Origin of the sequence: Nocardioides sp. NPDC057772 (genome assembly GCF_042798075.1) — a bacterium.
In the GTDB taxonomy this organism is placed as follows: Bacteria; Actinomycetota; Actinomycetes; order Propionibacteriales; family Nocardioidaceae; genus Nocardioides.
This window is the reverse complement of the sequence record NZ_JBHVKN010000173.1, coordinates 1-10905: the sequence shown is the minus strand read 5'-3', so window position 1 is coordinate 10905 and position 10905 is coordinate 1. Positions and strand designations below refer to the sequence as shown.

Genomic DNA, 10905 nt, shown 5'->3' with positions numbered 1-10905 from the left:
CCCCCGGCCCTGGAAGAGGTGGGGGATGTCGGAGTAGCAGGCGTGGGTGTACTGGGCGCCGGCGCCCGGTGGAGGATCAGGTCGAGCGCCGCCCGGCCGTCGACGATCACGGTGGGGATCTCCTGGCCGATCTCGCGGTTGGCGCGGAAGCTCTCCACGACCGCGTCCTCCCGGTTGTCGTAGACGGCGTCGGCGACCACCGCTGCCTGATCCATGGCCTCGACCAGCTCGGCGCCGTGGTCGTCGAGGAACCGCTGGGCCTGCGCGGTCAGGGTGAGGCCACCGGAGAGCAGCTCGGCGAGCTGCTCGCGCTTCGCGGCGATCGTCTCCGCCGTCGCGGTGCCGGACTCCAGGGCGGCGAAGAGATCACCGGCCGAGGCCTCCAGCGTCTCCAGGTTGACCGCCAGCAGCGCCGCGGTGGACCGGATCGTGGGCAGGTCGGCCTCTGCCTGCTCCAGCACGTTCGCGGCAAGCTCGAGGGTCCGAGCGATGTCGTCACCGCGACCGTCGAGCCCGCCGGCGACCGCGGCCAGCGCGGCGTTGAGATCGGCCGGGCTGACCGCCTTGACCAGCTCGTCGATGCTGTCGAGGGCCTGCTGCAGCTCCACGGTGCCCTGGCGCAGGTCCTGGGGGATCGTTCCGCCTTTCCACCGCCCCGACGCGGAACCCGTCGAGACCAGGTCGACGTACGCGGTGCCGAACACGGTCGCCGGCAGCGCCCGCGCCGCCACATCGGCCGGGAGCCTCTCGGCCGCCTCGCCATCCAGCCGGATCGCGACGGCCGCCTTCGAGGAACCGGCGGCCCGGGAGATACCGGTGACCGTGCCGATGATGACGCCACCCATCTTCACGTCCGACCCGGTACGCAGCGAGGCACCCACGTCGACCATGGCGGCCCGCGTCGCGACGTCGTCGGAGAACGGGCGCCCGGCGAGCACGATCATCCCCGCGGCGAGCAGCCCGCACACCACCACCCCGGCGGCGCCGCGTACGGCCAGGGTCCGGGGGCTCGTGGCGCGGCTCATCCGGAGATCCTGAAGCCCGGGTCGCCACCCCACATGGCGACGGTGAGCAGCATGTTGAGCACGACGATCACCACGAAGCTGGCCCGGATCGAACGGCCGGTGGCCTCGCCGACGTTGAGCGAGCCCGCCGAGACGGCGAGCCCGTACCAGCAATGGATCAGCACCACGATCGCGGCGAAGATCAAGATCTTGATCAGTGAGAAGCCGATGTCGCGCATCGTCAGGAACTCGAGGAAGTAGTGGTCGAACTGGCCCGGCGACTGGCCGAAGAGCATCACCACCGTCGACTCCGAGGCGATGTAGGAGCCGAGCAGACCGATGGCGTAGAGCGGCACGATCGCGAGCATGGTGGCGACCAGCCGGGTGGCGACCAGGTAGTTGACCGGCCGCACCGACATGACCTCGAGCGCGTCGACCTCCTCGTTGACCCGCATCGCGCCCAGCTGGGCGGTGAAGCGGCAGCCGACCTGCGCACCCAGCGCGAGTGCGGCCACGAGTGGCCCGAGCTCCCTGGTGTTGGCGGTGGCGGAGATGAACCCGACCAGCGGCGCCAGGCCGACCAGCTCGAGCCCGTTGAACCCCTCGATGCCGAGCGAGGTGCCGACCGAGACCGAGAGCAGCACCATCACCCCGATCGTGCCGCCGCCGACGATGATCGCCCCCTTGCCCCAGCAGATGTCGGAGAAGTGCTCCAGGCAGGTGCGCCAGTGGTGCACGAGCGTGGCCGGCACCGCCAGCAGGACGGAGGCGCTGAAGGTGAGGAAGGAGCCGAAGGGGACCAGTGGGCTCCACCAGCCGGTCGCCGGCCCGTCGGTCTCGACCGCAGCCATCACGCACCCCCGCCCGGGGCGAGCGTCAGGTAGCCCTGGGTGACCACCGCGTTCACCACGGCCAGCACGATCACGTTGAGCACCACGGTCTGGTTGACCGCCTGGGCCACGCCTTGCGGTCCACCGGTCGCGCCCAGCCCCTTGTAGGCCGCTACGGTCGTGCCGATCAGCCCGAACAGCACCGCCTTGCCCTCGGCCAGCCACAGGTCGGCACTCTGGCTGAAGTTGGTGAACGCGTCGAGATAGGTGCCGGCGCCGACCACACCCCGGCCGACGTTCATCACGTACCCGGTCGCGATCGCGGCCACCGCCACGATCGCGGTCAGCAACACCGAGAGGAAGACGGCGGCCACGATCCGGGGCGCGACCATCCGTTGGATCGGGTTGGTGCCCATCACCTCCAGCGCCGCGATCTCGTCGCGGATCGCACGCATCCCCAGATCGGAGCAGATCGCCGAGCCGACCACGCACGCGATGATCAGCGAGGTGACCAGCGGCGCCGCCTGGCGCAGCACCCCGACGCCGTTCACGGCGCCGCTGAAGGAGGAGGCGCCGATGCTGTTGGCGACCGCGCCGACCTGGATCGACGTCACCACGCCGAACGGGATGGCGACCAGGATCGTCGGCAGCAACGACACCCGCGCCATGAACCAGGCCTGGTCGGCGGCCTGGGCCCAGTCGAACCGGCCGGTGAGGATGTCCTTGGCGGCGTACGCGCAGGCCTCGACCCCCAGGGCGATGGTCTCCCCTACGGTCCTGAGCCCTTCGGCGAAACGGTGCCAGAGGCTGGTCGCCAGCCGCTCGGGCAGGGTTGCAGTCACCCGAAATTCCTCCTCGTCGACAGCCGCCACCAATTACTACACGCGTGTAGATTCGCACATCGTGTGGCCTGTGTCACCCCTTCCGCGGCGCGTCCCGCAGGCCGTAACGTTCCTCGTGATGGCCAACGACCGAACCGCCGCCAGGCGACGCTATGCCGCCCGGATGCCTCTCGAAGAGCGTCGGGAGGCGCTCCTGGACGCGGCGCTGCGCGTGCTCGTCCGTGACGGCTACGGCCACCTCACCATCAGCGCCATCGCCGCCGAGGCGGACGTCACCCGGCCGGTCGTCTACGACGCGTACGGAGGGATCGACCCCCTCCTCCACGCCCTGCTCGACCGCACCCAGCAGCGTGCGACCGACGCGGCCCTGGCACTCATCCCGGCCGGCGGGGTCCCGGTGGAGCTCGACCGGTGGCTGCTCGACGCGGCCACCGGACTTCTCCAAGCGGTCGAGGCCGACCCGGAGACCTGGCGTCCGGTGCTAGGGCTGATCGACGGCGCACCGCCGGTCGTGCGGGAGCGCATCGAGAGCACCTTGGTCGTGCTGCGTGGGTTCGTCGCCGACGTGCTCCGCACCAACCTCGGGCCCGCCACCGAGCTCGACGTCGAGGTGATCGCCCACTCGCTCGTCGCGCTGGTGCAGGAGTTCGCCCGGCTGCTGCTGGTGAGGCCCGACGAGTATCCGAAGGAGCGGCTGCTGGCGGCGTACGCCGGGATGCTCGCCCTGCGTCGCTGACCGTAGCCTTCGGGCATGAGCTACGCAGGACTGAGCAAGCTGCTGGCCGTGCCCGCCGGGTTCGAGGCGCCCCGGGTCCTCACCCACGGCGACCTGACCGCACGACCGCTGTCGCGCGAGTGCCTGGCCGACGACGTACGCGCCATCAACGCCGACCGCGACCTGATCAACGCCACCCGGGGAGGCGGGTGGCCGGAGGGGCCGACCTCGGAGGAGGACGACTACATCGACCTGGTCTGGCACGAGGGCGAGTGGAAGGAGAACAAGTCGTTCTCCTACGTCCTGGAGACGGCCGGGCTCGGCTACGTCGGGTGTGCCTATCTCTACCCGCTGGGCATCCGGCAGGAGCTGAGCGAGGAGCTGGCTTCCTATGACGTCGACGTCAGCTGGTGGGTGACCACCGAGGCCTACGAGCTGGGTCTCTACGAGGTGGCCTACGAAGCGTTGAGGAAGTGGGTGCCGACGGAGTACCCGTTCCGCCGGCCCCACTTCTCCAACGTGAGGCTGCCTTAGACCGTGACGGCAGCTCAGGCGTAGATGACCGGCATCTCCTTGATGCCGTTGATCCAGGCGTGGCGCAGCCGGCGCGGGGTGCCGTTGGGCTTCAGGTTGGGCATCCGGTCGGCGATCACGTCGAACATGATCCGCACCTCCATCCGGGCCAGGTTGGCGCCGATGCAGTAGTGGGCGCCGTGGCCACCGAAGGCGAGGTGGGGGTTGTGCTCGCGGGTGATGTCGAAGGTGTCCGGGTCGTCGAAGACGTCCTCGTCGTGGTTGCCGGAGGCGTAGAAGATGCCGACGCGCTGGCCCTTCTTGACCAGCTGGCCGCCGACCTCGACGTCGTTGAGCGCCGTACGCTGGAAGACGGTGACCGGGGTCGCCCAGCGGATCACCTCGTCGACCATCGTGTCGGGGCGCTCCTTCTTCCACAGCTCCCACTGGTCGGGGTTCTCGAAGAAGGCCTGCATACCGTGGGTGATCGCGTTACGGGTGGTCTCGTTGCCCGCGACCGCGAGCAGGATGACGAAGAAGCCGAACTCGTCGTCGCCGAGCGCACCACCCTCCAGCTCGGCGTTGACGAGCTTGGAGATGATGTCGTCCTTGGGGTCGGCCTTGCGCTCGGCGGCCAGCGCCATCGCGTACGACAGGATCTCGATCGAGGCGGCCTCGGGATCGGCGTCGTAGTCGGGGTCGTCGTAGGCGAGCATCTGGTTGGACCAGTCGAAGAGCTTGCGGCGGTCCTCCTGGGGAACGCCGAGGAGCTCGGCGATCGCCTGGAGCGGAAGCTCGGCGGCGACCTCGGAGACGAAGTCACCCTCGCCCTTGGCCAGGGCGTCGTCGACGATGTTGTTGGCCCGCTCGACGAGACGCTCCTTGAGGGCGTTGATCGCCCGCGGGGTGAAGCCGCGGCTGATGATCTGGCGCAGCTTGGTGTGATCGGGCGCGTCGTGGTGGATCAGCATCGCGCGCTGCAGCTCGACCTGCTCGCGCGTCATGTCGGGCGCGAACCGGATGATCACACCGTTCTCGTTCGTGCCGAAGTTCTCGCTGTCCTTGGAGACGGCCAGGATGTCCTCGTGCTTGGTCACCGCCCAGAACCCGGTGTCGAGGAAGCCGGCGCGCGCCGCCGGCGACTGCTCGACCCACCACACCGGGGCGGTCTTGCGCAGCTCGAGGAACTCCTGCAGCGGGACGCGCTCCTCGTTGAGCACGGGATCGGTCGGATCGAAATCCACGGGGAGAGCGGTCACGGGGGTGCTCCTTCGAGGTCTTTTCTATAACACGTTCTAGTTTATCGTCACATAGTGCCCAGGATCACACAAGGGTTGCGTCAAACGAGAACACGTTCTAATTTGGGACAATCGAGTGTAACCCGTGTCACGTCGCCCGGCGTGGCCGCGCGTTGCCGCGCACCAGCGACCAGTCGTTACCCCCGAAGAGCGAGGTTCCATGGGCACGCCCGTCATCGTCGAAGCCGTCCGCACCCCCATCGGCAAGCGCAAGGGCTGGCTGGCCGGCGTGCACCCGGCCGTTCTGCTCGGCGCCACCCAGGTCGAGGTGCTCAAGCGCGCCGGGATCGACCCTGACCTGGTGGATCAGGTCATCGGCGGCTGCGTGTCCCAGGCGGGCGAGCAGTCCAACAACATGGTCCGCCGGGCCTGGCTCCATGCCGGACTGCCGATCCACACCGGCTCCACGGTCATCGATGCGCAGTGCTCCTCGGCCCAGCAGGCCACGCATCTGATCAACGCGATGATCGCCTCCGACCAGATCGAGATCGGCATCGCGTGCGGCATCGAGTCGATGTCCCGCATCCCGCTGGGCGCCAACGTGCCGAAGGGAGCCGGTGATCCGCGTCCCGCGGACTGGAACATCGATCTGCCCAACCAGTTCGAGGGCGCCGACAGGATCGTCAAGGACCGTGGGTTCTCCCGTAACGAGGTCGACGAGTTCGGGCTGTGGTCGCAGGTCAAGGCGCGCCAGGCCCGCGACGCCGGACACTTCAAGAGCCAGATCTTCGCCGTCGAGGCCCCCATGCTCGACGACGAGGGCAACCCCACCGGGGAGCTCCGCACCGTCACCGAGGACCAGGGCATCCGCGACACGTCCCTGGAGAAGCTGGCAGGGCTGAGCCCGGTGCTCGAGGGCGGCACCCACACCGCCGGCACTTCCTCGCAGATCTCCGACGGCGCCTCGGCGCTGCTGCTGATGGACTCCTCGGTCGCCTCGTCCCTGGGGCTGAAGCCCCGGGCCCGCATCGTCACCTCCAACCTCGTCGGGGCCGACCCCTACTACCACCTCGACGGTCCCGTCCAAGCGACCGAGAAGGCGCTGGAGGACAGCGGCATGACGATCGCCGACATCGACATCGCCGAGGTCAACGAGGCCTTCGCCGGCGTGGTCATGTCGTGGGCCAAGGTGCACCAGGTCCCGGAGGAGAAGATCAACGTCAACGGCGGCGCCATCGCGCTCGGCCACCCGGTCGGCTCGACCGGCACCCGGCTGCTCACCGCCGCCCTCCACGAGCTCGAGCGCCGCGACGCCAGCACCGCCCTGGTCTCGATGTGTGCCGGGGGCGCCCAGGCCACCGCGACGATCATCGAGAGGATCTGAGATGGCCCGCGAGAAGGTCACCGAGGCCGAGTACGTCGTCGTCGGCGGCGGCTCGGCCGGCTGCGCCGTCGCCGGCCGCCTGGCCGCGGCCGGCAAGTCGGTCATCCTGCTCGAGGCCGGGAAGGACGATCGGCGCAACTACCTGGTCACCAAGCCGGGCATGATCGGCCCGCTCCACGCCGAGCCGCGGCTCAAACGGCTCGTCGACTGGGGCTACCACACCGTCCCGCAGAAGCACGCCCGCAACCGCGAGCTCCCGCAGCCGCGCGGCAAGGTGCTCGGCGGCTCCTCCTCCATCAACGGCCTGCTCTGGGTCCGGGGCAACCGGGCCAACTACGACGCCTGGGCCGCCGAGGGCAACACCGGTTGGGACGCGGACTCGGTCAACGAGGCGTACCGGCGGATCGAGGACTACGAGGGCGGTGGCTCCGACTACCGCGGCACGGGCGGGCCGATCAAGGTCATGAAGCACCCGCGGCCGACCGAGGCGTCGCTCTCCTTCCAGCGCGCCACCGCGGAGACCCTCGACGTGAAGGTGCTCGACGACTACAACGGCGCCGAGCAGGAGGGCGTCTCGACCTTCCAGCAGAGCGCGATCGACGGGCTCCGCTACTCGGCCTCGCGGGGCTACCTCCACGACCAGGACCTGCCCAGCCTCACCACGCTCACCCGGGTGCACGTCTCGCGGATCGTGCTCGAGAACGGCCGCGCCCGGGGCGTCGAGATCCTCACCAGACAGGGGCCGCAGACGATCTCGGCGAGCCAGGAGGTCATCGTCTCGGCGGGCGTCTTCGGCTCGGCCCAGCTGCTGATGCTCTCCGGAATCGGTCATTCCGCCCACCTCGCTGAGCACGGCATCGAGACCGTGCAGGAGCTGCCGGTCGGCGACAACCTGCACGACCACATGTTCGTGCCGACCACCTGGGAGATGCCGACCGCGCTCCACCACGGCACCGCCGCCTATTTCGGCAAGGCGGTGCTGAAGGAGCAGACGGTCGGCAGGTCGATCCTCGGCCACACCGTCTTCGAGACCGTCGGGTTCGTCCGCACCTCGCTGGCCACCGACGTACCCGACCTGCAGCTGCACGTGCTCCCCTGGGCCTACCCCTCGCCCAACCAGGACGCACCGATCCGCCACGAGGTCGACCCGCGGGCGGCGCTGACGGTGATGTCGTCGCTGATCTACCCGCGCTCGCGCGGAACACTGCGGCTGCGCAACGCCGACCCGACCGCCGAGCCGCTGATCGACTTCAACTACCTCGCCGAGCCAGACGACAAGCGGGTCCTGCTCGAGGGCGTCGAGATGATCCGCGAGATCATGGCCTCCCCCGCCTTCGGCGACCAGGTCAAGTCGGAGATCCACCCCGGCAAGAGCATCGACGCCGAGGCGATGAAGGAGGAGGTCACCAACCGGGCCACCTCGATCTACCACGGTGTCGGCTCCTGCCGGATGGGCGTCGACGAGCGGGCCGTGGTCGATCCGCAGCTCCGCGTACGCGGCATCGACGGCCTCCGCGTCGCCGACGCCTCGATCATGCCGTCGATCATCGGCGGCAACACCAACGCTCCCGCGGTCATGATCGGTGACCGTTGTGCGACGTTCATTCTCGACGATGACTCCTAGAGCGACCCCGACAACCAGCTGATCGGAAGCAGACATGAGCACTGACACAGCCAAGACAGCAGCCGTACCCTTCGACAAGCTCAGGACACCGCGCCGCCCCGACTGGATCACCGAGGAGCTGCTGGGCGCGCTGGTCTCCCGGGTCCCGTCCTCGACGGGGGCGTCCTGGAAGCTCACCGAGGTCTACACCGGCGAGGTGCTGGTGGCACTGCCGCAGTCCTCGCCGGAGGACGTGGAGCGGGCGGCCGCAGCCGGGCGCGCGGCGCAGCGCGCGTGGGCGGCCACCCCCCTCACCGAGCGACTGGCCGTCTTCAAGCGCGCCCACGAGCTGATCCTGCGCAACCAGCACAAGATCGCCGACCTGATCCAGGCCGAGTCGGGCAAGGCCCGCCGGATCGCGTTCGAGGAGGTCTGCGACCCGCCGATGGTGATCTCGCACTACCTCAAGCGGGCCCCGAAGCTGCTCAAGGACAAGAAGCGCCCGGGCATGATGCCGCTGCTGTCGAGCTCGATCGAGCGCCACCCGCCGCGGGGCCTGGTCGGGATCATCGCGCCGTGGAACTTCCCGTTCGCGACCGGTCTCTCCGACGCGATCCCGGCACTGATGGCCGGCAACGCGGTGCTGCTCAAGCCCGACAACAAGACCGCGCTCTCCCCGATGTTCGGGATCAGGCTGCTCGAGGAGGCCGGGCTGCCCAAAGGGCTGTTCCAGGTCGTCTGCGGCGAGGGCCCCGACGTCGGCCCGACCCTGATCGACAACGTCGACTACGCGATGTTCACCGGGTCGACCGCGACCGGCCGGATCATCGGCGAGCAGGCCGGCCGCAACCTCATCGGCGCCTGCCTCGAGCTCGGCGGCAAGAACCCGATGATCGTCCTCGACGACGCCGACATCGACGAGACCGTCGGCGGCTCGATGTTCGCCGTGTTCGGCAACACCGGCCAGATCTGCATGCACATCGAGCGGATCTACATCCCGGAGTCGATGTACGAGGAGTTCCGCGACAAGTTCGTCGCCGCCGTCGAGGGGATGCGGATCGAGGCGGCGTACGCCTTCGGACCAGACCTCGGGGCGCTGGTCTCCCCCGAGCACCTCGCGCGGGTGCAGTCGCACGTCGAGGACGCCGTCGCCAAGGGAGCCACCGTCCTGACCGGCGGGAAGGCGCGCCCCGACATCGGGCCGACCTTCTTCGAGCCGACCATCCTGGAGGGCACGACGAAGGAGATGCTCCACGGCGTGACCGAGACCTTCGGGCCGGTCGTCTCGCTGCACCGCTACTCCACCCTGGAGGAGGCGATCGAGCTCGCCAACGACACCGACTACGGGCTCAACGCCTCGGTGTGGACCACGAACTTCAAGCGCGCCCAGCAGGTCGCGGCCCGGATCGAGTCGGGCAACGTCAACATCAACGACGGGCTGGCCACCGCGTACGCGTCGAAGTCGACCCCGTCGGGCGGCATGAAGCAGTCCGGCGTCGGCGCCCGTCACGGCGACCAGGGACTGCTGAAGTACACCGAGACGCAGAACGTCGCCACCCTGAAGAAGCAGGTCATGGGGCCGCAGGGCAAGCAGACCTTCGACGACTACGCCAAGCAGATGCAGACGTCGTTGCGGTGGATGCGGAAGCTCGGCATTCGTTGACCGCTGGGACCGCTGCAGAGCCTGTCCGCTCCCGCTATGCAGACCTGACCCGGGAGGAGCTCGCCGAGGTCGTCCGCGAGCTCCTCCTGATCGGCCAGCTCATCGACCGGGCCGGAATGGCGTGGTGCATCTCCGCCTTCGGGCGTGAGGAGATGCTGCGGATCGCGATCGTGGAGTGGGCCGCCGCCTCGCCGATCTACACCCGGCGGATGCAGGTCGCCCTCGGCTACGCCCCAGCCGTGCCAGGGCAGGGTGATGTGCCGACCATCTTCAAGGGTCTCCAGCTCGACATCGGCGCGCCGCCGCAGTTCATGGACTTCCGCTACGCCGTCCACGACGCCCGCCACGGCGAGTTCCACCTCGACCACTGCGGCGCGCTGATGGACGTCGAGCCGATGGGCGAGGAGTACGTCCGCGGCATGTGCCACGACATCGAGGACCCGACCTTCGACGCCACCGCCATCGCGACCCATCCGCGCGCCCAGGTACGCCCGGTCCACCGGCCGCCGCGTACACCAGCCGACCGGACGCCGCACTGTCGCTGGACCGTGACCATCGACGACGCCCATCCCGAGGCGGTGGCGATCCCAGAGCTGGCGGTGAACCAGCGATCTCGGGCCGCCGGGCTCGAGCTGGCCCCGATCGACGCGGGCGATGAGGGCGTGGCCGACTACGCCGGGCCGCTCGTCTCCGACCTCGACCTCGCTGCGTTCTCCCGCTCCGCGCTGGCGCGCATCGCCGACGAGGTCTGCCTGCAGATGGCGCTGCTCGACCGTGGCTTCACCCTCGCCCTGGAGCCGCGGGCAACCTCGCCCGAGCAGCTCCTCGACATCCGCCGCAAGCAGCTCGTCGGCGTCGCCGGCATCGCCGGGGCCCGCCTCGCACGGGCCCTCTCGTTGCCGCCGGACACCACGGGCGCGCTGCGGCTGCTGACGCTCCACCCGATGCTCAACCCCGCGGCGTACGTCTCGATGGACGTGGATGCCGACGCGCTGGTCGTCCGGCCTTCGGCCGCCGACGAGGACGGCGCCTGGGTCTCGCTGATCGGGCCGGAATGGTTCGTTCCGCTCCAGGTGGCGGTGCAGGCTCTCGACCCTCACCTAGACGTCGAGG

10 protein-coding genes are annotated in these 10905 nt (G+C 69.4%); 6 read left to right on the top strand and 4 right to left on the bottom strand.

The window, feature by feature from the left end:
* The 3 genes from ACFVJS_RS21845 to ACFVJS_RS21835 all read right to left on the bottom strand — a co-directional run.
* The coding region (locus ACFVJS_RS21845) for an MCE family protein (protein WP_378884825.1) at positions 1–1025 on the bottom strand (1025 nt) is incomplete at its 3' end.
* Positions 1022–1855, bottom strand: coding sequence for an ABC transporter permease (locus ACFVJS_RS21840; protein ID WP_378884823.1), 834 nt, complete (start codon positions 1853–1855; stop codon positions 1022–1024). The genes ACFVJS_RS21840 and ACFVJS_RS21845, both read right to left, overlap by 4 nt.
* The gene (locus ACFVJS_RS21835; RefSeq protein WP_378884820.1) at positions 1855–2676 is read right to left on the bottom strand and encodes an MlaE family ABC transporter permease; all 822 of its coding nucleotides are present in this window, start codon (positions 2674–2676) and stop codon (positions 1855–1857) included. The genes ACFVJS_RS21840 and ACFVJS_RS21835 overlap by 1 nt, the downstream gene beginning before the upstream one ends.
* A 118-nt stretch (positions 2677–2794) precedes the next feature.
* On the opposite strand from ACFVJS_RS21835, the gene ACFVJS_RS21830 reads away from it, so the two are divergent.
* On the top strand, positions 2795–3412 hold the full coding sequence (locus ACFVJS_RS21830; RefSeq protein WP_378884817.1) for a TetR/AcrR family transcriptional regulator: 618 nt from the start codon (positions 2795–2797) through the stop codon (positions 3410–3412).
* A 15-nt stretch (positions 3413–3427) separates the two neighbouring features.
* Positions 3428–3925: a GNAT family N-acetyltransferase gene (locus ACFVJS_RS21825; protein ID WP_378884814.1), complete on the top strand. Its 498-nt coding sequence runs from the start codon at positions 3428–3430 to the stop codon at positions 3923–3925.
* Positions 3926–3939: 14 nt separating this feature from the next.
* Here ACFVJS_RS21825 and ACFVJS_RS21820 read toward each other — a convergent pair whose 3' ends face one another.
* The gene (locus ACFVJS_RS21820) at positions 3940–5163 is read right to left on the bottom strand and encodes a cytochrome P450 (protein WP_378884811.1); all 1224 of its coding nucleotides are present in this window, start codon (positions 5161–5163) and stop codon (positions 3940–3942) included.
* Positions 5164–5362: 199 nt separating this feature from the next.
* On the opposite strand from ACFVJS_RS21820, the gene ACFVJS_RS21815 reads away from it, so the two are divergent.
* The 4 genes from ACFVJS_RS21815 to ACFVJS_RS21800 all read left to right on the top strand — a co-directional run.
* Positions 5363–6526, top strand: a complete 1164-nt coding sequence (locus ACFVJS_RS21815) for a steroid 3-ketoacyl-CoA thiolase (protein WP_378884808.1) — start codon at positions 5363–5365, stop codon at positions 6524–6526.
* A gap of 1 nt (position 6527) precedes the next feature.
* On the top strand, positions 6528–8150 hold the full coding sequence (locus ACFVJS_RS21810) for a GMC family oxidoreductase (protein ID WP_378884805.1): 1623 nt from the start codon (positions 6528–6530) through the stop codon (positions 8148–8150).
* Positions 8151–8184: 34 nt separating this feature from the next.
* Positions 8185–9792, top strand: coding sequence for a succinic semialdehyde dehydrogenase (locus tag ACFVJS_RS21805; RefSeq protein ID WP_378884802.1), 1608 nt, complete (start codon positions 8185–8187; stop codon positions 9790–9792).
* The coding region (locus ACFVJS_RS21800; protein WP_378884799.1) for a hypothetical protein at positions 9789–10905 on the top strand (1117 nt) is incomplete at its 3' end. The genes ACFVJS_RS21805 and ACFVJS_RS21800, both read left to right, overlap by 4 nt.

What these genes read in the sequence shown, in the direction of transcription:
- ACFVJS_RS21840 (WP_378884823.1), bottom strand. Translation starts at nt 1,855, where the DNA reads ATGGCTGCGGTCGAGACCGACGGGCCGGCGACCGGCTGGTGGAGCCCA.
- ACFVJS_RS21830 (WP_378884817.1), top strand. Translation starts at nt 2,795, where the DNA reads ATGGCCAACGACCGAACCGCCGCCAGGCGACGCTATGCCGCCCGGATG.
- ACFVJS_RS21825 (WP_378884814.1), top strand. Translation starts at nt 3,428, where the DNA reads ATGAGCTACGCAGGACTGAGCAAGCTGCTGGCCGTGCCCGCCGGGTTC.
- ACFVJS_RS21815 (WP_378884808.1), top strand. Translation starts at nt 5,363, where the DNA reads ATGGGCACGCCCGTCATCGTCGAAGCCGTCCGCACCCCCATCGGCAAG.
- ACFVJS_RS21810 (WP_378884805.1), top strand. Translation starts at nt 6,528, where the DNA reads ATGGCCCGCGAGAAGGTCACCGAGGCCGAGTACGTCGTCGTCGGCGGC.
- ACFVJS_RS21805 (WP_378884802.1), top strand. Translation starts at nt 8,185, where the DNA reads ATGAGCACTGACACAGCCAAGACAGCAGCCGTACCCTTCGACAAGCTC.